Annotated in this window: 21 protein-coding genes and 3 pseudogenes; 5 read left to right on the forward strand and 19 right to left on the reverse strand. The window is 70.9% G+C overall.

The window, feature by feature from the left end:
- Positions 1–129 precede the first annotated feature (129 nt).
- Positions 130–930: an SGNH/GDSL hydrolase family protein gene (locus tag ACFWV8_RS35790; protein ID WP_384214206.1), complete on the forward strand. Its 801-nt coding sequence runs from the start codon at positions 130–132 to the stop codon at positions 928–930.
- Positions 931–950: 20 nt separating this feature from the next.
- On the opposite strand, the gene ACFWV8_RS35795 is transcribed toward ACFWV8_RS35790, so the two are convergent.
- The 6 genes from ACFWV8_RS35795 to ACFWV8_RS35820 form a co-directional block, all read right to left on the reverse strand.
- Positions 951–1,805, reverse strand: a complete 855-nt coding sequence (locus tag ACFWV8_RS35795) for an STM4011 family radical SAM protein (RefSeq protein ID WP_384214208.1) — start codon at positions 1,803–1,805, stop codon at positions 951–953.
- A 7-nt stretch (positions 1,806–1,812) separates the two neighbouring features.
- The gene (locus ACFWV8_RS35800; protein ID WP_384214210.1) at positions 1,813–3,183 is read right to left on the reverse strand and encodes an STM4012 family radical SAM protein; all 1,371 of its coding nucleotides are present in this window, start codon (positions 3,181–3,183) and stop codon (positions 1,813–1,815) included.
- Positions 3,183–3,992, reverse strand: a complete 810-nt coding sequence (locus tag ACFWV8_RS35805; protein WP_384214250.1) for an STM4013/SEN3800 family hydrolase — start codon at positions 3,990–3,992, stop codon at positions 3,183–3,185. Before ACFWV8_RS35805 ends, ACFWV8_RS35800 begins: the two co-directional genes overlap by 1 nt.
- 394 nt (positions 3,993–4,386) lie before the next feature.
- A complete protein-coding gene (locus ACFWV8_RS35810; protein WP_384214212.1) occupies positions 4,387–5,553 on the reverse strand; it encodes an STM4014 family protein in 1,167 nt (388 codons plus the stop codon).
- The gene (locus ACFWV8_RS35815) at positions 5,534–6,499 is read right to left on the reverse strand and encodes an STM4015 family protein (RefSeq protein ID WP_384214252.1); all 966 of its coding nucleotides are present in this window, start codon (positions 6,497–6,499) and stop codon (positions 5,534–5,536) included. The genes ACFWV8_RS35810 and ACFWV8_RS35815 overlap by 20 nt, the downstream gene beginning before the upstream one ends.
- 5 nt (positions 6,500–6,504) lie before the next feature.
- Entirely contained in the window at positions 6,505–7,452 is a 948-nt protein-coding gene (locus ACFWV8_RS35820) for an STM4015 family protein (protein WP_384214215.1), read from the reverse strand.
- A 170-nt stretch (positions 7,453–7,622) separates the two neighbouring features.
- Here ACFWV8_RS35820 and ACFWV8_RS35825 point away from each other — a divergent pair, with 170 nt between their 5' ends.
- The gene (locus ACFWV8_RS35825; RefSeq protein WP_384214217.1) at positions 7,623–7,952 is read left to right on the forward strand and encodes a hypothetical protein; all 330 of its coding nucleotides are present in this window, start codon (positions 7,623–7,625) and stop codon (positions 7,950–7,952) included.
- A 101-nt stretch (positions 7,953–8,053) separates the two neighbouring features.
- The gene (locus ACFWV8_RS35830; RefSeq protein WP_384214219.1) at positions 8,054–9,055 is read left to right on the forward strand and encodes a DUF6745 domain-containing protein; all 1,002 of its coding nucleotides are present in this window, start codon (positions 8,054–8,056) and stop codon (positions 9,053–9,055) included.
- A 45-nt stretch (positions 9,056–9,100) separates the two neighbouring features.
- Here the strand turns inward: ACFWV8_RS35830 and ACFWV8_RS35835 are convergent, their stop codons facing one another.
- The 3 genes from ACFWV8_RS35835 to ACFWV8_RS35845 form a co-directional block, all read right to left on the reverse strand.
- Positions 9,101–9,979, reverse strand: coding sequence for a carbohydrate kinase family protein (locus ACFWV8_RS35835; RefSeq protein WP_384214254.1), 879 nt, complete (start codon positions 9,977–9,979; stop codon positions 9,101–9,103).
- Between the two features lie 205 nt (positions 9,980–10,184).
- Entirely contained in the window at positions 10,185–10,805 is a 621-nt protein-coding gene (locus ACFWV8_RS35840; protein WP_384214221.1) for a TetR/AcrR family transcriptional regulator, read from the reverse strand.
- A 64-nt stretch (positions 10,806–10,869) separates the two neighbouring features.
- Positions 10,870–12,051 carry a Glu/Leu/Phe/Val dehydrogenase dimerization domain-containing protein gene (locus ACFWV8_RS35845; protein WP_384214224.1) on the reverse strand — a complete coding sequence of 394 codons (1,182 nt, stop codon included), beginning with the start codon at positions 12,049–12,051 and terminating at the stop codon, positions 10,870–10,872.
- 335 nt (positions 12,052–12,386) lie between these two features.
- Here ACFWV8_RS35845 and ACFWV8_RS35850 point away from each other — a divergent pair, with 335 nt between their 5' ends.
- On the forward strand, positions 12,387–13,661 hold the full coding sequence (locus tag ACFWV8_RS35850; protein ID WP_384214258.1) for an MBL fold metallo-hydrolase: 1,275 nt from the start codon (positions 12,387–12,389) through the stop codon (positions 13,659–13,661).
- 62 nt (positions 13,662–13,723) lie between these two features.
- On the opposite strand, the gene ACFWV8_RS35855 is transcribed toward ACFWV8_RS35850, so the two are convergent.
- From ACFWV8_RS35855 to ACFWV8_RS35900, 10 genes and pseudogenes are all read right to left on the reverse strand, one after another.
- A complete protein-coding gene (locus tag ACFWV8_RS35855) occupies positions 13,724–14,233 on the reverse strand; it encodes a nuclear transport factor 2 family protein (RefSeq protein WP_384214228.1) in 510 nt (169 codons plus the stop codon).
- Between the two features lie 15 nt (positions 14,234–14,248).
- Positions 14,249–15,247 (reverse strand): Gfo/Idh/MocA family protein, encoded by a 999-nt coding sequence (locus tag ACFWV8_RS35860; RefSeq protein ID WP_384214231.1) that lies wholly within the window; start codon positions 15,245–15,247, stop codon positions 14,249–14,251.
- Positions 15,241–16,720 (reverse strand): annotated as a pseudogene (locus tag ACFWV8_RS35865) (NDP-hexose 2,3-dehydratase family protein). The gene ACFWV8_RS35860 and the pseudogene ACFWV8_RS35865 overlap by 7 nt, the downstream one beginning before the upstream one ends.
- A gap of 2 nt (positions 16,721–16,722) precedes the next feature.
- Positions 16,723–17,852: pseudogene (locus tag ACFWV8_RS35870) on the reverse strand (DegT/DnrJ/EryC1/StrS family aminotransferase).
- Position 17,853: 1 nt separating this feature from the next.
- Entirely contained in the window at positions 17,854–18,843 is a 990-nt protein-coding gene (gene rfbB, locus ACFWV8_RS35875) for a dTDP-glucose 4,6-dehydratase (protein WP_384214235.1), read from the reverse strand.
- Entirely contained in the window at positions 18,840–19,907 is a 1,068-nt protein-coding gene (locus ACFWV8_RS35880) for a glucose-1-phosphate thymidylyltransferase (RefSeq protein WP_384214238.1), read from the reverse strand. Before ACFWV8_RS35880 ends, rfbB begins: the two co-directional genes overlap by 4 nt.
- Positions 19,908–19,918: 11 nt before the next feature.
- On the reverse strand, positions 19,919–20,518 hold the full coding sequence (locus tag ACFWV8_RS35885) for a dTDP-4-dehydrorhamnose 3,5-epimerase family protein (protein ID WP_384214240.1): 600 nt from the start codon (positions 20,516–20,518) through the stop codon (positions 19,919–19,921).
- Positions 20,469–21,398: a DegT/DnrJ/EryC1/StrS family aminotransferase gene (locus ACFWV8_RS35890; RefSeq protein ID WP_384214243.1), complete on the reverse strand. Its 930-nt coding sequence runs from the start codon at positions 21,396–21,398 to the stop codon at positions 20,469–20,471. The genes ACFWV8_RS35885 and ACFWV8_RS35890 overlap by 50 nt, the downstream gene beginning before the upstream one ends.
- Positions 21,379–21,927, reverse strand: a pseudogene (locus tag ACFWV8_RS35895) (DegT/DnrJ/EryC1/StrS family aminotransferase); the annotation flags it as partial. The pseudogene ACFWV8_RS35895 and the gene ACFWV8_RS35890, both read right to left, overlap by 20 nt.
- 426 nt (positions 21,928–22,353) lie before the next feature.
- On the reverse strand, positions 22,354–22,983 hold the full coding sequence (locus ACFWV8_RS35900; protein WP_384214245.1) for a DsbA family protein: 630 nt from the start codon (positions 22,981–22,983) through the stop codon (positions 22,354–22,356).
- Positions 22,984–23,325: 342 nt separating this feature from the next.
- Here ACFWV8_RS35900 and ACFWV8_RS35905 point away from each other — a divergent pair, with 342 nt between their 5' ends.
- Entirely contained in the window at positions 23,326–23,535 is a 210-nt protein-coding gene (locus ACFWV8_RS35905) for a hypothetical protein (protein WP_384214248.1), read from the forward strand.
- Positions 23,536–23,593 lie beyond the last annotated feature (58 nt).

The following is a 23,593-nucleotide window of genomic DNA, read 5'->3' on the forward strand; positions in this document are numbered from 1 at the left end:
TCCGGGTACCGGCCGACGGCCTTTCTCCTATTCCCGGTTGAACGAATTTTGACCGGTGGTTTTTCTCACCGGGGAAGGCGACTTCTTACGGTCGCGTAGGTCACATGGCCGGGTGAATGATGTTCTGCTGTGGCTGACGATTCGAGAACAGAGACCAGAGGTGCCTTCGGGTCTTACGCGGCCATCGGTGACAGTTTCACCGAGGGCGTCGGAGATCCCGGACCGGGCGGAATCTATGTCGGCTGGGCGGACCGCCTCGCGGTACTGCTCGCCGACCGGGCATCGGACGAATCGTTCCGGTACGCCAATCTCGCCGTACGGGGACGGCTGCTCGACCAGATCGTGGCCGAGCAGATCCCGCGCGCCAAGGAACTCGCTCCGGATCTCGTGACGTTCTGCGCGGGCGGCAACGACATCATCCGGCCCGGCAGCGACCCCGACGACGTCGCTGAACGTTTCGAACGGGCGCTGGCCGACCTGACGAGCGCGGTCGGCACCGTCATGGTCCCCACCGGGTTCGACACCCGGGGCGTGCCGGTGCTGCGCCATCTGCGCGGCAAGATAGCCACGTTCACCGCCCATGTCCGCTCCATCGCCGACCGCTACGACTGTCCGGTCCTGGACCTGTGGTCCCTCAAGTCGGTGCAGGACAGGCGCGCTTGGGACAGCGACCGGCTGCATCTGTCACCCGAGGGCCACACCCGCGTGGCGCTGCGCGCGGCGCAGGTCCTCGGCCTCGACACCCCCGCCGACCCCGACCAGCCGTGGCCGCCCCTGCCGCCGCGCGGCACGCTGGAGGTGCGCCGCGACGACATGCAGTGGGCACGCGAATATCTGGTCCCCTGGATCGGCCGCCGTCTGCGCGGTGAATCCTCGGGCGACCATACGGTCGCCAAACGCCCGGACCTGCTGCCGCTGGTGCGGCACTGAGCCGGTGCGGGGCACGGAGTTCAGCGCCTTGACGCGCTCAGCGGTATCCGTTCCAGGACGCCGCCCGCGAAGACGTCGTACAACGGCAGTGTCTCCAGATGGACATAGCCGATGTGGCAGTCGCAGGTGGTGAGCGGGCAGGCGCGCGGTTCGAGGGCGCGGCGGTAGGAGCCGTCGTAGAGATTGCCCAGTTCCGCCGGGACGAAGTGGCAGCGGCGGACCGTGCCTTCGCCGTCCACCGAGATCACCGATTCGCCCGTACGGCACGGGAGGCCGGCCGAGCGGTGGGGGTGGCGGCTGAACGGGAACAGAGGGTCGATCGAGGTCCAGTCGACGGCCTCCGGGTCCGAATACGTGCGGCCCTCCGCCGCGTTGACCCAGAGGTACACCTGGTCGGGGAGGTCGGCCCGGAGCCGGCGTGCCTGGTCGAGATGGTCGGGGAAGCCGACGACGCCGACGCTGAAGCGGATGCCCGCGTCGCCCAGCTCCCGGCACTTGGTGAGGAAACGGTCGTACGGCGTCTGGCCGGGGTGATACGTGCACCAGAGCGCCAGCTTGGCCGGGTCGGCGGCCTTCAGCCAGTCCGTACGGCAGCTGAGGTTCGTCTGGATGGCGACCCGGGCGACGTGCGGCAGGTGGGAGAGGTCGGTGAGCGCCCGCCGGTACCAGGACCGGGTGAGGCCCTCGCCCCACGGTGTGAAGAGGACCGACAGACGGTCGTCGGTCTGCTCGGCCACCCATCCCGTGAAGCGCGTCAGCGCGGCCCGGTCCGCGCGCAACTGGTCAGTGCTGTCACGGCGCTTGGCGAACGGGCAGTACGGACAGTCGTAGTCGCAGGAGGCGAGCGGGCCCCGGTAGAGGATCGTCAGGTCCATGGGTGCCTCACTTCGGTTCGTAGGCGGCCATCGCGGCCCGGACGGCGGGGGAGAACAGGGCCGGGCCCAGCGCGTCCGAGTGGGCGAGCCCTTCCGGCGAGAGCCGAAGGAGACCTGGCCCGGCGGCCGTGTCGAGCCAGCCGAGGCCGGCGAAGCGCGTCAGCTCGGCCGGGAAGTCGTCGCCCGGAAGGCTGCCGAACCGCGCGCGGTACTCGTCCAGTTCCATGCCCTCCGCCTGGAGCAGCGACTGGAGGAGGTGGCGGCGGCGGGCCTCGTCCGGGTCGACCGCGCGGCCCACCTCGGCGCGGGAGAAGTCCTCGGTGGCCGTGTAGTCGTCGATGATGTTCCGGATCTCGCGCATCCCGACCGCGTAGTCGAAGGAGTAGTGCAGCCGCGAGGTGTACGAACGCGCGCCGCAGCCGAGACCGATCATGCCGTCGGTCTGGCACGCGTAGTCCTCGGCCCCTTCGCGCGGCGCGCCGGCGCGGCGGAACATCCGCATCGACACCTGCTCGTACCCCTCGGCGAGCAGATGGTCCCGGCCCCGCCGGTAGAGGTCCAGCCGCTGGGTGTCCCAGCCGGCCTCACTGGGATGCGCGCGCCTGCCCAGCGGGGTCAACGGCCGTGCGTACAGCGGGTAGAGATACAGCTCCTCGGGCCGCCAGGCGAGCGCCGCGTCGAGCGAGAGCCGCCAGGACTCCGGGGTCTGCCCGTCGATGCCGTAGATGAGGTCGATGTTGAGGACCGGGATCCGCGCGTCCCGGATCCGGCCGAGCGCGGCCTCGACGTCCGAGCGGCGCTGCGGGCGCACGGCCGCTTTCGCCTCCTCCTCGACGAAGCTCTGCACGCCGATGCTCAGCCGTGTGGCCCCGCGCTCGGCCAGCACCGACAGCCGGTCGGCGGTGGCGGTCGACGGCGATGTCTCCACGGAGAGCGGGACGGCCCGCAGATCGGCGCCCATCCGCTTCTCGGCGATGTCGCACAGCCGCTCAAGCTCGGCGGCGTCGAGGAAGGTGGGGGTGCCGCCGCCGAAAGCGGCGGCGGCGAAGCGCACTCCGTCCGCCTCCGTCGCGCCGTCCGCGTGGAGCGCGTCGGCGACAGCGGTCGCCTGCCGGTCCAGCGCGTCCAGGTAACGGGTCGTCAGTTCGCCGGGCGCGCCGATCCGGGTGAAGAGATTGCAGAAGCCGCAGCGGACCTCGCAGAACGGTATGTGCAGATAGAGCGAGAGCGCGTCCTTCCGCTCACCGGCCCACAGGCCGCTCAGCGCCGGACGGTCGGCCAGCGGACGGTACGCCGTCTTGTGCGGATAGGCGTAGACGTAACTCTCGTACGGGCGCGGCCGGGGCGCGGTGCCGGTGGTACTGGTCGTGTCGGTCATCAGGGTGCCCCTGGTTCCAGGAAGAAGTGGGCGTACGGCACGGTCCAGACGGACTCGTGGCCGAGGCGGTGGCCCGTCCAGCCGTCGTCGCCGTAGGCCGTGCCGTGGTCGGAACAGACGATGGTGAAGCAGCGGCGGCGGCTGCCCGCCGCGGCGAAGAGCCGGCCGATGTGCCGGTCCACGTATTCGAGCGCGGCGGCGTGCGTCTCACGCGAGTCGCCCGCCTCACGGGTGGCGCCGGGCAGATGGAACCAGTTCGGCTGGTGCAGCGACGGCACATTGACGAAGAGGAAAAGCCGCTGACCGGCGGGCAGTTCGGAAACGACCCGCTCCGCGCGGGCCACCTGAGACTCGAAGGACGTCGGCGACGCGACGCCGAACTCCGGCTCCCAGTGGCTCTCCTGGAACATCCCCGGCAGTACGGAACCGAGCGCGCCCCGCATGTTGAAGAAGCCGACACCTCCAACGCACACCGTCCGGTACCCGGCGTCCGCGAGACCCGACACGAGGTCGGGCGCGTCGAAGACGAACGTCCTCGCGGCCGTGGACTCGCTCCCCTCGAACCGCGCGGCGAACAGCCGCGGATGCGGCCCCGCCGACGCGGGCGTCGGCAGGAACCCGGCGAACATCGCCTGGTGCGAGGCATAGGTGAAGCTGCCGGGGGCGTGCCGCTTCTCCCAGCGCCCGCCCGGGAGATGCCGGGCGAGATTCGGCAGCCGGCCCGCCGCGGTCAGCTCGGCGGCCACGTCGTAGCGCAGAGTGTCGAGCGTGATGAGCAGCAGGTCGTCGCGGCCCACGACTTGGCGCATGTCGGGCAGGTCTGCGCCGGTGGTCCGCGTGCCCTTGCCGACCGTTCGGGCGCTCGGCGCACGCTCCGCGTCGGGGTGTGCGTCCGTGTCCGCCTCCGCCTCCGCCTCCGCCTCCGCGTCCGCGTGCGCGCCCGCGCTCGCCGTGCTTGCGTGTGTCGCACCTTCCGTCTCCGCGCCTGTGCCCGGGACGCCGGGGCCCGCTGTGCCGGCGATCCCGGCACCCGTGGTCGCCGCGCTCGCGCGTCCCGGGCGTTCTGTCTCCGCGACCGTGCCCGCGGTGCCCGCGAACTTGGCGCCTTTGGTCGCCGTGTCCGCGTGTGTCGCACGTTCTGTCTCCGCGTCCGCACCTGCGGAGCTTTCGCCCGCTGTGGCGGCGACTTTGGAACCCGTCCCCTCAAAGCCGCGCACCGTGCTCCCTCCAGGGGCCCGTCGCGGGCGGCCCGCCGGCCCGCAGCGACGCGATTTGCGCCCCGTAGGTGTCCAGGCCTTCCGCGCCGCTGCCGGGTAGTCCGGTGAGGCCGGGCAGTAGATCACCGAAGGCGTTGACCTCGCCGACGGCGAAGCGGCGCCAGCCTGTCGCGGGCAGCAGGTCCACCCCCACGCAGTGCGTGCCGGGGAAGCAGGCCGCGGCCTGTTCGCAGATCTCCAGGGCGGCTCGCCAACCACCCCCGCCGCTCGCCGCTTCGGCCGCCTCCCGCACCGCGTTCAGATCGCCGCGCGAGCCGCCCAGATGCAGGTTGGTCATCGGCGACGAGCTGGTCCGTACGACGGCGTGCGTCGCGCGGCCCGCGACGACCACCACCCGCAGATCCGTCGCCCTGCCGTTCAGCATGGCCTTCGGCAGCCACCGCTCGACATGCAGCCCGTCCGGGGCCAGCGCGTCGACGATCGCCGCCACCTCCGGCTCGGTCGTCAGCCGCCGTACCCGCAGCGAGTTGAACAGCCGTCCCGCCGCGTCGCGTTCGACCGATGTCGTCGCGCGCACCCGGCCGGGGCCGGCGTACTCGACGGCCAGCACCCCCGAGGCCGACGAGCCGTGGGCGATCTTGACGAACGCCCGGCGCATGCCGGGAGAGCCCATCAGCGCACGTACGTCGTCCCAGCCGCGCACGGGCGGGGCGCCGGACCCCGAGGTCGGTGACGGTGGCACCGGGACGGAGGCCAGGTCCAGCACCTCGTGGCACAGCCGCTTGTCGAACAGCACCGCCAATTCGTCCGGATCGTCCAGGAGACGCGCACCCGCCTCGCGCACCCCATGGCCCAACTCCCTTACGGCGGAGGTGAACCGCTCGTACCAGAGCGCCGTGCCCTCGACCCGCGTCGGATCGTCCGTGCCGCGCAACAGCCGCTCCACCGCCGCGTCCTCGCCCGGCGACTCGACACGCACGGTCTCACCGGGGTGGAACTCGGCGCGCCCGCCCAGCACTTCGAGCCAGGCCACCTCACGGGCCGGTGGCAGGCCCGCCGCGCCCACCGCGTCCTGGAACAGCCGGACGCGGCGGTTCGCGGGATTGCCGACGACCGCCAGAGGCGGCCCGCCGCTACTCGGAGACGACGACATAACGCCACTCGTCGTCTTCGCCGATGACGTCGGACGGGTGCAGCTCCAGCCGCACACCGTGCGGCTCCAGGGCCTCCTCGATCCGGGTGAGCCAGGGCGGTGATATGTAGTGGTGGCGCAGATCCAGCTCGGCGAGGTGGGTGAGGGGCTGGCCGGCCAGCAGCGCCTCGGCTCCCGCGTCGGTGAGCGTGCCCATCGACAGCCCCAGCGCTTCGAGCCCGGCGACGACCGGCGCCGCGGCCACGGCGCCCGCGATCTCGTCCTGGATCTCGCTGTTCTGGAGCCCCAGACGGCGAAGACGCGGGAACCCGCCGCCGTCGAGGAACGGCGCGAGATCGGCGACGGTGGCGTTGCCTCCGTACTCGCCGACGCCCAGCCACAGCTCCAGATGTTCCAGCGCGGGCAGGTCGCTCGCACCGACGGCGCGGACGACGGTCCCCGGCAGCCCGCCCGACTCGAAACGCAGCACCCGCAACCGGTCGTGCTTCACCGGCCGAAGCCGCAGGTCACCGTCCTGATATGTGTCGCCGCATCCCCGCACGCCGAACTCCTCCAGCAGCGGGAACGCCTCGATGGCCGGGGTGATGTCGTTGATTTGCAGCCAGGACACCTCGCACTCCTCGCCGACCACGTCCGCCAGGAACAGCGCCCGCAGTGCGGGGAATCGCGCCGCGTCGGCCACGATCAGCTCCAGGGCGGGCCTCAGCTCCGAGTAGTCGCCGCACCACCAGGGCCCGATGACCAGCGCGCGCACGCCCTCGGTGTCCACCACATCCGTGAAATGCCGCCACACGTCGGGGAACGTCCACTCCTCGTCCCATCCGCAGTCGAGCCGCCAGGCGACGGAGTGGGGCTCGGGCATCGAACCCGGTGCCGGGGCCTTCTCGCGGGGCAGCGTGAAGACGGGAAGCCCGTGGAACTCATCAAGGTGGTCGATCCCGTCCATGAAGATCATTCGGCCACCGCCGTGAAACGCGAGTCGTCGTTCCTCGCGGACTCGCACTCGGAGAGATCCACGAGCACGCCCGCAGGCTCCAGAGTCGTACGGATCCGCTCCTGCATCGGCTCGCTGAGATAGTGGTGGTGCAGATCGAGCTTTTTAAGATGCGTGAGCGGCTGACCGCCGAGCAGCGCCTCGGCTCCCTCGTCACCGAGGGTGCCCATCGACAGGTCGAGCGTCTCCAGCCGCGCCACGACCGGCGCTCCCGCCAGCGCCGCCGCGATGTCGTCCTGGATCTCGCTGTTGCGCAGCGCCAGTGACTTCAGAGCGGGGAGACGCGCTCCGGTGAGGAACGGCTCCAGGTCCGCCACGACCGTGTTCGCGCCGTACCAGGACACACCCAGCCAGATGTCCAGCCGCTCCAGCGCGGGCAGTTCGGCCGCGGCTATGTTCCGCACGACATCGGCGTCCAGACCGCCCGTCTCGACGGTCAGGGAGCGAAGCCGCTCGTGCTTGACGCCGGCCATGTCCAGCCCCTGGCCGCCGCGCACCCCGAAGGAGTGCAGTTGCGGGAGACCGTTGAGCAGCGGCGCCATCGCCGTCTGGTTGATCCACGAGATCTCGCACTCCTCGTAGGTGATGTCACCGACGAACAGCGCACCCAGAGAGGGGAGTTGGTCGCTCGCGGCGACGATGGCCCCTATCACGCCGTCAGGAGCGGTGTCGTAGACGTCGCTCCAGGCGCCGACGATCAGCGCGCGGACCTGGGTCGCGTCGACGGCCTTGAGGAAACGGGCGAACGCCGACTCCCACTCCTCCTCGCTCTCGTACGCGTCCACCGCGACGCGCCAGGCCACCGACCCCGCGTCGGGGAGCTTCGCCTTCGGCTCGGCTTCGGCGTCGGGGAAGTCGAACGCGGGCAGGCCGTCCAACTCCTGCAGATGGTTCGAAATGGTCATGGCGAGTGCTCCAGACACCGGGCGTCGGCGTTGATCGGCTTTGGCTTGAGAGAAGTTGTAACAGGCGCCACTGACAAGCCCGGTTCGGGGGCGGAGCCGATTGTCAGACCCACCGTCTAGCGTCGTTCACAGGTCGGCGCACTCGGTGCCGGCCGGTCGAGGGGAGAGCCATGTACCGGCAGGGAGACGTGCTCATCGTGCCCGTGGCGGAGGAGAGCGTGCCGCCCGGTGTGGCCGAGGCGCGGAGCGAGCCGAGGGACGCGCGTGGGCGCCTCGTCCTGGCGCTCGGTGAGGTCACGGGACACGCCCACGCGGTGACCGGCCCCGGCCTGCTCGTCCGCGAGACAGGGGGCGAGTTCGGGCCGATGCTGCTTCATCTGCCGGAGGGCGGGCGGGTGGTGCACGAGGAGCACGCGGCGATAGCGCTGCCCAAGGGGTGGTTCCGCGTGGTGCGCCAGCGGGAGTACCTGCCGGGAGCGGTGCGCGTCGTCGCCGACTGAGGACGTGCGAAACGGCCGCGCGAACGGCTCGGCAGACGGCCCGATCGACGGCTCGGCAGGAAAGTACAGGGACAGTGATGACAGGGGACGGGGCTTCAGACATGCGGAATGTGGACAAATGGCGGGGCGTCGCGGCGGCGACAGGTGCGGCCGACAGGCCGGCGGCCGAGGCGGGGATACGGCTCGCGTACCGAACGGCGGGACTGGCCGAGCCGGAGCGGATCATCTGGGCGGACTCCCCGCTCGCCGGGCTCGCCGCAGTCAAGTCCCTCACGGATCGGGGCAGATCGGTCCGTGAGGAGGTCCGCACCAAGCCATGGGCGGACGAACGGCGCCGTATTCACGACGAGTTGGGCCCGGCGGGCTGGGCCGACCGGTGGGGTGCCACCGGCGCCCGGCTCTGGGACACCACCCGCGCCCTCGCCGACCGGATCCGCTCCGGCATCACCGACTCGCTCGGCACGGAGGCGGAGGACCTCCCCGCCACGCGTCAGCTGCTGCTCGACGCGGTTCTCGGTCAGCACGACGCGGCCTGGCTCGCCGCGTTCGACGGCCGTGGCGACCGGCTCACGGGACTCGCCGAGGTCGCGGCGCACGCGGGCTGGTGGTGGCCCTACGAGAAGGTGACAGTGGTGTGCGAACGCCCCGTGGAGCTGCACCGTGACGAGGCGGGGCGCCTCGACCGCGGTGACGGCCCGGCCCTCGCCTACCCCGACGGCTTCGCCCTCTACGCCTGGCGCGGGATGCCGGTCCCGGCCGGCTTCCTCGACGAGCTCACCTCGCTCGATCCCGCGCGGATCCGTAACGAGGAGAACGCGGAGCTGCGCCGCGTCATGCTGGAGCACTACGGCTACGACCGGTATCTCACCGAGTCCGGCGCCGAGCCCATCAACAAGGACGAGACCGGCATCCTCTGGCGGATAGCCCTCGCCGGGGACGAGGACGTCGTGATGGTCGAAGTCGTCAACTCCACCCCCGAGCCCGACGGCACGAGCCGCACCTACTGGCTGCGCGTGCCGCCGGGGACTCGTACCGCCAAGGCGGGCGTCGCCTGGACGTTCGGCCTGGACTCCGGGGAGTACGAACCGCTGAAGCAGACCTGAGCCGCACCCGCTTCACACCTGACTCGGGCCTCAGGCAGACCTGGGTCAGGACGTGCGGGAGAGGAGCGCGTCGGCGCCGATCAGCGACGAACTGCCCTCCACTGTGCAGGCGTAGGCGCCCGCCACCGCGCCGAGGCGCGCGCACGCCTCCAGGTCCCGTCCGGCCAGCCGCCCGTAGAGGAACCCGGCGACATACGCGTCGCCCGCGCCGTTGGAGTCCACCACCGGTGCGGGCGGGACGGTCGCCGGGATCGGCCGGGGAGTACGGCTGCCCTCCCGGGTCAGCAGATACGACCCTCCGGCGCCCGCGGTGGCCACCACCGCCTGCGCCCTGCCCTCACGCAGGATCTCCCGCATGACCGGGGCTATTCGCTCGCTCGCTCCGGCGGCGCTGAGGAAGACCAGGTCCGCGCGGTAGGCGAACTCCCGGTGGTAGGCGTCCACTCCGTCCCAGTCGTGCAGATCGGTCGAGACGGGGACACCCTGTTCGATGATGTCGTCGAAGAGATAACGGGTGAAGTTCGTGATCGACACATGGACATGGCGGGCCCGCGCGAGGTGGGGGAGATAGAAGTCGCGCGGCATCCGCAGGTCTTCCGGATCGCGCGCGTCGTGGAAGGACATCCGGCCGCCCGTCGTCTCGACGAGATTGACCGCCCGCCGGGTCCCGGCGGACGAGATCAGCCCCTCGAAGTCCACACCGCCCTTGGCGAGATGTTCGCGTACCTGACCGCCCGCCGGGTCGTCACCGACGAAGTCGAGGAATTTGACGTTCAGTCCGAGGGCCCGACAGCCCAGGGCCACATTGCCGCCGGTCTGACCGGGCCATTCGCGGATCGGCCCCACACCGACCGAGTCGGCGAGCGGGACGGGGAGCGAGTCGACGCGGACGACCGTGTCGACCCCGCTGCCGCCGACGACCAGCACGTCATGGTCCTGCTCCGCTCTGGGCCCGGCCCCCGGCCCGGCTGTTTTCCCAACGTCCGGATGTTCGGTCTGCCGCTGCGCCACAGTCTCCACCTTCGTTCCGGATTCCGGATCTCGCGCACAGTATGGCCGTGGCGGTTCCGGCCGGTGAGGGCGACCTCCGGTGGCGCTTCGGGTGGCTCTTTCCGGTCGGCGGGACCGGTCATCCGCCCGCGGCGGTGAGCTCCGCTCTGTCGATGCTCAGTTCGCGTGCCAGCGCCTCGTCCGTCCAGTCCAGGAGGGTGGCGCGGCTCAGCGATCCCGCGTACGACGTCATCTGCACCGCGAGTCCGTCCAGCAGCGCGGTCAGCCGCCAGGCCGCGGCGACCGGGTCGGAGCAGCGGAACTCACCCGCGTCGACGCCTTCGTTGATGACAGAGGCGAGCGCGGCCTTCCACTGCTGGTCGAGTTCGCTGGCCACCTCGTGCAGCGTGGGCTCGCGCGGCGCCGCCGCCCATCCTTCGATCCAGAGCCGCCAGCCCTTGGCCTCACCGGTCGGCGCGTACCAGCGGATCGCCGCGTGCAGTCTTCGCAGGGCGCTGGTACGGCGGCCGAGCAACTCCCGCAATTGCGCCAGGTCTTCCTCGGCGGCGTGCCGGAAGGCGGCGGCGAGAAGCTTCTCCTTCGTGGAGAAGTGGTACAGCACCAGGGCGTTGCTCACGCCCAGGACGGTGGCGACGTCTGCCACGCGCACGGCCGCCACCCCCCGTGTCTGGATCTGATCGACGGCGGCGCGCAGGAGGTCCTCGCGCCGCTCCTCCACACTCAGCCGTACTCTCGCCACACTTGAACCCTAACTCCCGGCGGTTGACACAATTCGCCGGGCTGTAAACAAATAGGGGCTCCGGTCAGAGGTAGTGGCCGAACCGCTCGGCGATCAGGGGCAGTCGGGCCGTGGCGATCGCGTACGCGGCGGCTCTCGGAGTCGTACCGCCGGCCTCCGCGCGAGCCAGCATCAGCTCCGTCAGCGCGCGCATGGAGCGCCGCGTGTGGGCGAAGGCCACGTCCGCGTCGGGGCCGATGTCGCCGAAGAGGGTCCACCACCACCAGGCGTTGGTACCGGAGTTGACAACGATGTCCGGCAGCACCGTGATCCCGCGTTCGGCCAGCAGCTCCTCCGCCTCGGCCAGCACAGGCATGTTGGCCGCCTCGACGATCCAACGGGCCTTGATCCGCGCCTGGTTGGCGGTGTCGATCGCGTACGAGACGGCCGCCGGCACCAGGATCTCCGCGTCCGCCGACAGCCAGGCGTCACCCGGCAGCTCACGGTCGCCGGGTCGCAGCACCGCGCGGTCCACCGTCCCGAACGCGTCGCGCGCGGCGAGCAGCGCCTCGACGTCCAGGCCCTCCGGACAGACGATGGTGCCCTTGACGTCCGCCACGGCCACGACGGTGAGTCCGGCCCGGTGGAGGAACCGCGCGGTCGCCCCGCCCATGGTCCCCAGACCCTGCACCGCGACCCGTGTCCCGTCGTACGCCACCTTCGCCCGGTCCAGCGCGGTGAGCGCCGCCTCGGCCACCCCGCAGCCGCCGGCCAGCTCGTCCAGGCCGATCCCGTCGACGTCCACGGCGAAGGCGTCGGCGAGCCGCCGGCGCGCGGCCTCCTCGTCGTCGAGGAGCGGATGGATCGCCTGGACGGTCGAGACGAGCCCCGCCTCGCCGGCGGCCCTGTCGATCAGATCCTGGGTCAGCCCCAGGTCCTCGCCCATGGTCCAGACGGTCTCGATGTACGGCCGCAGGGCGCGCAGGTAGCGGACGAGGATGCCGTACGCCGCCGGATCCCGGGGATCGCAGTCGATACCGCCCTTGGCGCCGCCGAGCGGGATGTAGCGCGCCGACGGGTCGTCGTTGAAGTGCAGGGCCTCCTTCATGGTCATGCCACGCGCGAGCCCGGTCACCTCCTCCAGCGAACAGCCCTCCCGCATCCGCAGTCCACCGCTGGAGACACCGCGCACGAGCCGGTCGACGACCAGATAGCCCTTGCGGCCGGTGATGTGGTCCTGCCAGGTCAGCGATATGAGCGGGGACATGGGTGGGCGCCTCCGGGGGCGACGGCAGACCGTGGGGGAGTTCTGCAACTGAATGGGAAGTCAGTATCCGGAGCCGGGGGAGCGGCTGTCAAAGAGATCGCGATGGCCGCCGGACGCCCGGCGGGCGGTGGTCGAGTGGCCGGAATTCGACTGTCGGTGGCCATGTGGGGGAATCCGGGAGATCGTCCGGACGTTGCAGTCAGGTGCCTCGGACGGCAGAACCGGCCTGGCACCCCGGTAGCGAAAAACGCCCATAATGATATGAACCCGAACCTTCAGGAGATGCAGTGACCGGCGTCGGCTCCCCACCCTCACTCCGCTCCCGACTGCGCGCGATGCGGTCCGAGACCTTCGGGGCCGACGCGGCCGGCGAGCGCCTGGAGCGGATCCTCAATTCCCCGAACTTCGCCGACGGTGTGTTCCAGAATCCCGAGGGCACCGCCAGGACCAGACCGTCCGGCTCCATGCTGGAGCTGTCGAAGGTCTACCTCCGCAAGGAGTCACGCGCCCGCCGCGCGCCCGCCACCCCGATCCCGGTCCACCAGGACACACTCGCGGACCTCGCCGTACCGCCCGCCTCCGGGCTGCGGCTGACCTGGATGGGGCACTCCAGCGTCCTCGCCGAGATCGACGGCCGGCGCGTGCTCTTCGACCCAGTCTGGGGCGAGCGCTGCTCCCCTTTCTCCTTCGCCGGACCGAAGAGGCTCCACCCCGTACCGGTCTCGCTCGCCGCACTCGGCCCGGTCGATGTCGTCGTCATCTCGCACGACCACTACGACCATCTCGATCTGCCGACGATCAAGGGGCTCGCCTCCACGGACACCGTCTTCGCCGTGCCGCTGGGCGTCGGCGCGCACCTTGAGCACTGGGGAGTGCCCGAGGCGCGCCTGCGCGAGCTGGACTGGAACGAGACGGCGGAGGTGGCCGGCATCTCCTTCACCGCGACGCCCGCGCGCCACTTCTGCGGCCGTGGCCTGCGCAATCAGCAGCACACCCTCTGGGCGTCCTGGGTCGTCGCGGGCCCCGAGCACCGGATCTACCACAGCGGCGACACCGGCTACTTCTCCGGCTTCCGCGACATCGGCGCCGCGCACGGACCCTTCGACGCCACGATGATCCAGATCGGCGCCTACAGCGAATACTGGCCGGACATCCACATGACCCCGGCCGAGGGGCTGCGCGCCCACGTCGACCTCCAGCAGGGCGACCCCACCGGCGTGATGCTGCCGATCCACTGGGGCACGTTCAACCTGGCCCCGCACCCGTGGGCCGAGCCCGGCGAGGGCACGGTCACGGCGGCGGCCGAGGCGGGCGTACGTATCGCGCTGCCGCGCCCCGGCGAGTCCTACGAACCGACGGTGGGCGACACCATTCCCGGCACTCCGTGGTGGCGTTCTGTCGCGATCCCGCCGGCCGACGGCTGGCCGGAGGCGGTTCCGGCCGGGGAGAAGGCGTCCGTCTCGTCCTCCTCCGGTACGGAGGCGGGCACGGCCGAGAAGAAGGCCGCGGCGTCCACCGCGTCCACCGGCGACACCTCGGGCGCCGGTGCCGCAGGCGCCACCGGTGCGGACTCCTCCGGGGCCGCGCCCTCCGCGCAGAGCGCGCCGTAACGAACTGCCACGCACCGGCAGCGGAAACACCGGGTGCGGGGACTCCGCACCCGGCCCGCCCGCTACCGGCAGCTCACCGACCCGCGGTCCGCGCCCGGTGTCGGGGCCAGGCCCTTGCCCGCCGTCCAGACCACGCGGCAGGCCAAGCGGGCGATGCGCCAGCCGGCCGGGGTGCGGACCGCGGTGATGTCGAAGTAGGTGCCCACGGTGAAGTGCGGGCCCACGTCGTCGTGGTGGACATGGGTGGCGACGAGGTGGGCGCGGATCTCGGCGCGGTCGCCGTCGAAGCGGATGGTGGAGTTCGAGCCGAGGTGGTGGGTGCGGGCCCACTTCGCCTTGGCCTCGCGCTGGAAACGGGCCAGCCCCTTCACTCCACGGTGGCTGCCGACCGGGAAGTCCAGCCGGGCGTCCTCGGTGAAGACCGTTCGGTACCAGCCCTCGTCGAACTCCGGCTCGTGCAGGGTGTCGAGAGCGACGACGTAGCGCTCGACCAGATCCCTGACGTCCGTGCGGTCGGTCACCACCCGCAGCTGCGAGCGCAGCCGAGCCAGCTCATTCTCGATCGATTCCATTCTGGGCTCCTGCTCTCAACTGTTCGCTGACTGGGCGCCCTTCAGCAGGGCCGACTCCAGCAGGGCGGCCTGGCGCGGACAGTCCGCCACCGTGTCCCGGGGCGCTCGGCCGGCGCGGGCAGCCGAAACGAAGGCGGTGAGGGTGGCGGCCACCTGGTCGTGCGGTTCGAGGACGATCTCCTCGGTGCCCGACCCTCGTTCCAGACGGATCACGGGCGAATGATCGGCCGGCGGGGTGAAGGCCCGGTCCAGGGTGATCCGGCCCTCGCTGCCCACCAGTTCGTACGACGAGCGGTAGGCATGGTCCAGCCCGTAACCGATCTGGGCGAAGACACCGGCGGGTGTGCCCAGCAGCGCCGCGCCGTCGGTGTCCACCCGGTCTCCCGGCCCTGAGCCGCGCAGCGCCGCGACCAACTCCAGCTCCGGGCCCAGCAGATGGAGAGCCGCGCGCAGCGGATAGACGCCCGTGTCCCAGAGGGCCCCGCCGCCAAGCTCGGGGTCGTGGCGCACGTCCCCCGCCGGGCGGCGGGGGACGGTGAAGGCGGACTGGAAGCCGCGCAGGGTGCCGATCGCCCCGTCCGCCAGCAGCTCACGTACGGCGGTGTGCTGCGGATGATGGACGAACATGACGTTCTCCAGCAGCGCCAGCCCGCGTGCGTCCGCCAGCGCCAGCAGGTCGGCGGTGCGGGCCCGTTCGATGGTGAGGGGCTTCTCCGCCAGGACGTGCTTGTCCGCGCGCAGGGCGGCCTCCACCCACCGGGCGTGCAGGGCGGCGGGCAGCGGCACATAGACCGCGTCGACCTCGTCGAGCGCCAGCAGTTCCGCGTAGCCGTGGACCGCGAGGCAGCCGAACTCCCGGGCGGTGCGCGCCGCCCGGTCCGCGTCGCGACTGGCCACTGCGGCGATCTCGATGTCGCCCGATGCCGCCATCGCGGGCAGCATCCGGCGGCGGGCGATGTCGGCGCAGCCCAGCACGCCGACCCGCAGCGGTGGCGGCAGGGCCGGGCCTACCACCGGACCGCCCCGGAGTTGAAGCAGGCCAGCAGGGTGCGGGCCTGGACGTTGACGTAATGACCGTGCCGGGAGAGGGAGTTGAGCTGGCCGGGGGTCACCCACCGATAGCCGGCCGGCGCGTCCGAGCCACCACGGTCACCGGTCCCGCCGAGCCCGCCGGCGTCCGGCCTGCTGATGTCCGGCCCGCCCAGATCCAGCCCGTCCACGTCCACGACCAGGTAGCGGCTCTCGGCGTTCAGGAACCGGCCGCCCTCCTCCGAGTGCCGTGCCTCGTAGCGGATACGGGACGGATCGGCGTTCAGCACCAGGTCCAGGAAGGGCGGCCGGTCGCCGCCCGTCAGATGGGCGTGGTTGTCCGGGGTGTACTGGACCGTCGGGCCCAGTTCGACGGTGTCGAGGAAGCCGCCCTCGACACCGGGCGTGCGCCAGGACGTGCGGCACCCCGTCGATACGCCGGGCCAGGAACGCGGTGACGCCGAGACCGCACGGTTCGAACAGGGGCTGGGTCCAGCCGGTGACCTCGCGATTGCCCGCCTCGACCTGGACACCCACCACCCGGAAGTAACGGCCGTGCACAGGCTCGATGGCGGTGCCGCCGCGCCGCCAGTCGGGCAGTTCGTTCAGCGGGACGAGCCGCGCGCGTACATCGTGCCGGGAGCGCTCGGAGGTGAACCAGGACAGCAGTTCGGTGTCGCTGTGCAGCGCCCCGTGCTCGTCGTGGGCGGTCGGCGCGCAGGCCAGTACCGTACGGGCGTCCATGTTCACCACGTTGTCCCGCTGCAGCAGTTCGCCGATCTGACCGAGTGTCAGCCAGCAGAGGTCGTCATCGACGACGACGTCCTCGTCCGTCTCGACGATCATGTTGCGGTTGGACTTTCGGCAGAACCACGAGCCGTGTTCGGACTGGAGCGCGTCGGCGAGGACCCGGCCGCGGCCCGGCCGGACGAAGTAGTCGATGTACTTCACATCGGCGCCCTTGTGCACCCTGGTGTAGTTGCTCCGGGTGGCCTGCACGGTCGGCGAGAGCTGGAGCAGATTGGGATTGCCCGGCTCCATCTTGGCCTGCATCAGGAAGTGCGGCACCCCGTCGAACTCCTTGGCCAGCAGGCCCAGTATGCCGACCTCCGGCTGTTTGATGATGGGCTGGCGCCAGTGCCTTACCGGGCCGTCGGAGACGGTGACGTCCAGGCCCTCGACGGTGAAGAAGCCGCCGCTGTGGTGGCGTAGATTCCCGGTCGTCGCGTCGAAGTCCCAGCCGTTGACCCGGTCGAGGCCGACCCGGGTCACCTTGAAGTGGTGCGCCTTCGCGCGTGCCGCGAGCCAGTCCGCGACCTCGTCGGTACGGGGCCCGGCGCCGGAGCCGGTGGCGGCGGCCGAACGGGCCAGTCTGTAGGGCAGGTTCACATCCTCGCGGGGGCGCAGCGTCACGGCGGGGACGGACGACGGCGAGGGCGTGGCGGCCGTGGTGGTCATGGTCATGTGCGGGCTCCGACGAACTCCTGGATCGTAGAGACGACGTAGTCGATCATCTCGTCGGTGAGTCCCGGGTAGACGCCGATCCAGAACGTCTGCATCGTGATGATGTCGCTGTTGACCAGATCACCGACGACCCGGTGCGGCTTGTCGATGTAGGCCGGGTGCCGGGTGAGGTTGCCCGCGAACAGCCGGCGCGTGCCGATCTTGCGGTCCTCCAGGTACTCCACCAGCTCCGCGCGGCTGAAGGGGGCGTCCGGGGCAACGGTCAGCGCGAAGCCGAACCAGCTCGGGTCGCTGCGCGGGGTGGCCTCGGGCAGCATCAGATGCGGCAGGCCGTCGAGCCCCTCGCGCAGCCGGCGCCAGTTGCGCTTGCGGGCGTCGACGAAGCCGTCGAGCTTGGCGAGCTGGGAAAGGCCCAGCGCCGCCTGGAGATCGGTGGCCGTCAGCACACAGCCGCCCTCGCCCATCGTCAGATGGTGGGCCGGGTAGAAGCTCACCGTGCTGATGTCACCGAAGGTGCCGGTGAGCTTTCCGTCGTAGGTGGAGCCGACCCCGTCGCAGTTGTCCTCGACGAAGAACAGACCGTGATCCTCGCCGAGTTGGGCGATCTCGGTGGCCTCGAAGGGGTTCCCGAGCGCGTGCGCGATCATGATGGCCCTGGTGCGCGGCCCGATCGCCTCCGCCACCCGCCTCGCGGTGGTGTTGTACGTCCCCAGCTCGACATCGACGAAGACGGGGATCAGGCCGTTCTGCAGGATCGGGTTGACCGTGGTCGGGAAGCCCGCCGCGACGGTGATGACCTCGTCGCCAGGCACCAGCCGGCGGTCCTCCAGCAGATGCGAGGTGAAGGCGCTCATCGCGAGCAGGTTCGCCGACGAACCCGAGTTCGTCAGATGGGCCTTCCGCCGCTTCAGCTTACGGGCGAAGGCCGACTCGAACTTGCGTGAGCTGTGCCCGGCCGCGATTCGCATCGTGAGGGCCGCCTCGACCAGCGCCACCCGGTCGTCCTCGTCGAGCACCGCGCCCGAGGGCCAGATCTCGCTGACACCCGGAACGAAACCGCCCCCCGTCGGGTGTCGAGGTGGTACTTGCGGGTCTCGTCCAGAAACAGTGCTTTGTGCTCGCTCATGTCAGGCTCCTCGGAGGTTGTCGGTGCGCTGCTTGACGGCCTTCCACCAGGCGGGGTTGGAGCGGTACCAGGCGACGGTGTCGGCGAGCCCCCGCGTGAACGGCACGCGCGGGGCGTAGCCGAGCTCGTCGCGGATCTTGCTCTCGTCCAGCGAGTAGCGCAGGTCGTGGCCCTTGCGGTCGGCCACCCGCCGGACCATCGACCGGTCGGCCCCGAAGAGGTCCAGAAGCAGTTCGGTGATGGCGAGGTTGGTCTGCTCGTTGCCGCCGCCGATGTTGTAGATCTCACCCGCCCGGCCCCGGTCGAGGACCAGCTGGACGGCCCGGCAGTGGTCGTCCACGTGCAGCCACTCGCGGATGTTGCGCCCGTCGCCGTACAGCGGGAGCGGCACACCTTCCTGGAGGTTGGTGATGAAGCGCGGGATCAGCTTCTCGGGGTGCTGGTAGGGCCCGTAGTTGTTGGAGCAGCGTGTGATCGACAGGTTCAGCCCATGAGTGCGCCAGCAGGCGCGGGCGATCAGGTCCGAGGCCGCCTTGCTCGCGGCGTACGGGGAGTTGGGCGCGAGCGGCCACTCCTCCGTCCAGGAACCGTGGTCGATGGAGCCGTACACCTCGTCCGTGGAGACATGCACGAACCGCTCGACGCCCGCCGCGACACAGCCGTCGAGCAGCGTCTGCGTACCGCCGACGTTCGTGCGGATGAACTCCGCCGCGGATTCCAGCGACCGGTCGACGTGCGACTCCGCGGCGAAGTGCACCACCGCGTCGTGTCCGGGCAGCAGCGCGCGCACCAGCTCCGGGTCGCAGATGTCGCCCTGTACGAAGGTCAGCCGGGGATGCGCGGTGGGGAGGTTGTCCCGGTTGCCGGCGTAGGTGAGTCTGTCCATGACGGTGACCTCGGTGCCTTCGGAGCCCGGATAGCCGCCCTCCAGAAGGGTCCTGACGTAGTGCGAGCCGATGAAGCCCGCGCCTCCGGTGACCAGTGTCCTCACGCCGCCACCTCGATCCTGGTGTGGTCGCCCACCACGAGACGGTGGTGGGGGTCCTGCTCGGGCGTCGTACCGACCGTGGCGTTACGGCCGATGACTGAGCCTTGCAGGCCGGGGACCTGGGAGATGGTCGCGCCATCCATGACGATGGACTCGCTCACCTGGGTGCCGCGCAGCGTGCAGTCGCGCCCGATGGACGTGTTGGGACCGATGTGGCTGTTCTTGATCACGGTGCCCGAGCCGACGACGACCGCGCCCTCGATCCGCGAGCGCAGCACGCGGGCACCGCGCTCGACGCGTACCCCCTCGTCCAAGTCGCTCTCCGCGTCGGCCTCGCCTAAGACGCCGGGGCGCAGATCGACGAGGAGCTGGCGGTTGCAGTCGAGGACGTCCTCGGCGCGGCGGGTGTCCTTCCAATAGCCGCTGTACTCACTGGCCTTCACCTCGGATCCGGCCGTCAGCAGCCACTGGATCGCGTCCGTGATCTCCAGCTCGCCGCGGGGGCTGGGAGAGATGGCGCCGACCGCCCGGTGGATGGCGGATGTGAAGACGTAGACCCCGATCAGGGCGAGATCGCTGAGTGGCCGCTCGGGCTTCTCGACCAGCCGCTCCACGTTGCCGTCGACATCCAGCTCCGCGACGCCGAAGGCGCGGGGATCGAGCACCTTGTGCACCACGACCTGGGCGGCCGGGCGGCCGGCCAGGAAGTCGGCGGCGATCTCCTCGATCCCGTCCGGGAGCATGTTGTCCGCGAGATACATGACGAAGTCGTCGTCGCCCAGGAAGGGGCGGGCCAGCGTCACACAGTGCGCCAGCCCCAGCGGCTTCTCCTGCGGGATGTAGGTGATCCGCACACCGAGCCGGGAGCCGTCCCCGAGGGCATCCGCGATCTCGGTGGCCCAGCCGCCGACGACGACGCCGATCTCGGTGACGCCGAGCGCGCGGATGTTCTCCAGCACGTGTTCCAGGACGGGCTTGTTGGCGATCGGGATGAGCTGTTTGGGCATGGAGTAGCTGAACGGGCGCAGGCATGTGCCCGAGCCGCCTGACAGCACCAGAGCCTTCATGACAGTTCTCCTCACAGCGTTACGGGGTGGGCCCGGACGTTCGCCTCCGACCAGGTGGCGAGAGTTCCGGCGGACATGGCCTCGGCTACGGTCGGTGCCGAACTGTCCTTCTCGGACAGCAGCGGCGGTTCCGCGAATCCCCAGGGCAGTGCGAGATCGCGATCCAGCGGATTGATGTCGATCTGGGTGCCCGGCACATGCGCGCTGGAGAGCGCGTAACAGACGCAGGCGTCGTCGGTGAGGGTGAGGAAGCCATGGCCGACGCCCTCGGGGACATAGACGGAGCGTCCCGAACCGGCGTTCAGCACAGTGGTCTCGTGGTGTCCAAACGTGGGTGAGCCCACCCGCAGATCGACGACGACGTCGCGCAGAGCCCCGCGTACACAGGTGACGTACTTCGCCTGACTGGGCGGGATCGCCACCGAGTGGATCCCGCGCAGCGTATTGCGCCTGGACACCGAGTAGTTGATCTGCACGGGGACGAAGGGCCGGCCCGTCACGGCCTCGAACTCCACGGAGCGCAGCGCCTCGTAGAAGTTGCCGCGTTCATCGGTGATCGGCTCAGGCGTGACGACGTACGCACCGGGCACCGCGGTCTCGGCGATACGCACCGCTCAGCTCCGGTCCGGGGCGGACCGCAGCTCGACGGACTTGCGGAGCGCGGCGGCGATGCCGTGCACCTCCGTGTCGTCGAGCGCCTGGTGCAGGGGGATCAGCAGGGTGCTCTCGGCGCAGGCGTCGGTGCCGGGCAGCGGCCCGCAATCGCCCTGGTACGCCGGGGACCTTGTGCAGCGGCGGGTAGCGCAGGGTGGTGTAGACGCCCTGGTCCAGCAGGTCCGCGGCGACCTGGTCGCGGACGGCCGGGTCGAGCTGCACCCAGTAGAAGTAGTACGACGAGGTGTGGCCCGCCGGCAGCGCGGGGGGCAGCCGCACACCGGCGGCGCCGGAGAGCAGCCAGTCGTACGTCTCGGCGATCTCTCGGCGGCGTGCCACGAAGTCCGGCAGTCGCCGCAGTTGGACGCTGCCGATCGCGGCGGTGATGTCGTTCCCGACGACCCGGCGGCCGAAGTCGCGTACGTTCAGCTCCCACCAGCGGTGCGAGACCCGGGCGTTGGCGAACCCGCTGGACCGCTCAAGGCCGTGATACGCCAACTGTCGGGCCCTCAGGGCCAGTTCACGGTCCTTCACATAGAGCATCCCGCCGTCGCCGGTGACCAGGACCTTCATCGAGTCGAAGCTCCGCATGGCGACGTCGCCGAAGGCGCCGCAGGCGGTGCCGTCCGCCGTCGAGGCGACGGCGCAGGCGGCGTCCTCGATGAGCGGGATGCCGCGCTCCTGGCACAGCGCGGCGATCGCGGCGATGTCGCCGGGATAGCCGCCGTAGTGCAGCACCAGGACCGCCTTGGTACGGGGGGGGCAGCGCGCGTTCGATGTCGGCGGCGGTCGGGTTGAGCGTGCGCTCGTCGACGTCGCAGAAGACCGGACGGGCACCGGTCGCCGCGACCGCGTTGCCCGCGGCGACGAAGCTCACCGAGGGCAGCACCACGTCGTCGCCGGGGCCGAGCCCGAGCAGTTCGGTGGAGAGGAAGAGCCCCGCGGTGGCGGAGTTGATGAACATCACCTGCTCGGGCTCGACGCCCAGGTGCTCGGCGAACTCCGCCTCGAACTTCTTGGTGCGCGGCCCGCGGCCCAGCCAGTTGTCGGCGAACACCTCGGCTATCGCCTGAAGTTCCTCGTCGCCCAGGCTGGGCTGGAATACGTTGATCAGATGGGTGTCGGCGGTCAGGGACAGCGCCCGGGTGACCTGGTCGAGCCGTGGCCCGATGTCCGGGGCGGGGGCGGTGAGATCCACGGTCTCGCCGAGCGGCACGGGAGTCAGGCCGACAGCGCTGATGGTGTCGGCCATCTCCGGGTGACTGACGATCCGCACCTCGTGGCCGGCGCTCTGCAGCGCCCACGCCAGAGGCGTCACGGGATGCAGATGTGCTGTGGCCGGGAAGACCGCGAACAAGACCCGCATCGGTGTCTCCGTTCGATTGCACGGGGCGGGGCCCGGTCTCCGGCTGTCCCGGATCGAAACAGGGCCTGAACATGAGAACCGCCGGGGCGCGTGGGCGCCCCGGCGGCCCACGGCCGGCCAACGCACGGCCCGCTGCGGGGGATTGGGCGGGCCGTGCGGGCTCAGCCGTGAGTATCGGGATCAGATGTAGTGCGTTGCGGTGCGACGCGGCGAGGTGCCGCCCGCCGCGGCAGCGGCTGATGTCACTGCGGCGTTCCGAACCCGCGAAGATCCACCGGACAGGTCCTGGGCCGTGTCTTCGAAGTCCCGCCTGGCCTGCGGCGTCTGGCACGGCGCCTCGCCGCGTTGTCGGAGTCGCCCACGTACGCCCAGTACGAGAGCGATCCTCCGCCTTGCGGGCGGACGGCGCTATTTGTCAGACACGGCCTAGGCCGCCTGGAGAGCCTTCGCGTACGTCGTCTCCGACTGCGTGCCCGACAGCGGTCGGCCGCCGTCGAAGGAGATCTGCGGTACCGAACGGATGCCGGCCGTCCGGACACGGGCCAGATCATCGCGGAGTTGGTCCGCCGGGGCGTTGTTCGTGGCGACCCCGATCTCGGCCGCCAGGCGCTTCAGCGTCGCAGGGTCCGCGATGTTCAGACCGTCGGTGAAGTGCGCCCGGAACAGCCGCTCGACCGCGGCTTCGCCCAGCCCGCGCGACGCCGCCGACCGGATCAGCCGGTGCGCCTCGAAGGTGCCGGCGGCCACCGCCCGGCCGTAGTCCAGCGTCACGCCGTCCTTCACCGCGTCCGCCGCTGCCTGCCGGGTCTCCGCCACCACGTGACTGCCGAACATCCCGGCGAGCACCTCCAGCAGCGGCTCTCCGTCGAACGCCGCGTCCGGGGCGAGCTGGAAGGGACGGAAGACCACATCGACCTTGCCTCCGTCGGCCCGCACCCGCTCGATCGCCCGCTCCAGGCGGACATACGCATCTGGATCACGGAGGAACGCTGCGGGTTCAGCGGCAGCGAGCCGACACCCTTGGACTGGTCGAACGGCGGCGGGTCGGCGAGCCATTCACCGTTGGGACCGAACGCGTCGAAGTACGAGGTGAGGTCGGACTCGGTCACGTCGGCGGCCAGCGGGAAGAAGACCGCCTCGTTCTCCTGCGGCAAGGTGTTCACGAATTTCAGCGGGCGCCCGGCCCGCACCGTGCCCGAAAGCGTGAAGCGGGGAGCGCCCGCGACGCGTTCCGAGACCAGGGTCGCGGTGGGCGTCGGGTGCGTGCCGCTAGGGGCGCCGCTGACGGTCAGCCAGTGGTAGCGGGGCGCGGGCGCGTTCTCCACGTCGAAGTACTCGAAGAGCAGATACGTGCCGGGCGTCAGGTCCTGGCTGAACGAGCCGGACAGACCCGGGTGCGTGACCACACCGCATAGCAGGTCGGCGGAGGCGGCCAGCTCCTTCTGGGCCTGCACGACCACGGCCGGGCCGTCGGAGAGCGTCCGGCGCTGCCGCCACGCGAGCGAGCGCCGCTGGCGCCGCAGCACCCGCGCCGGGCGCACCTACTACCACGACTCCGACGTACGCCGGACGCTCGACCGGGCGGGCCGCGGCGCGACCACCGGCTGACTCACGTGCACCGGATCCGAAACCGCGACGACTAGGACAGGACCTGACGCCCGTGGCC

The organism is Streptomyces sp. NPDC058665 (assembly GCF_042714995.1).
GTDB lineage: Bacteria > Actinomycetota > Actinomycetes > Streptomycetales > Streptomycetaceae > Streptomyces.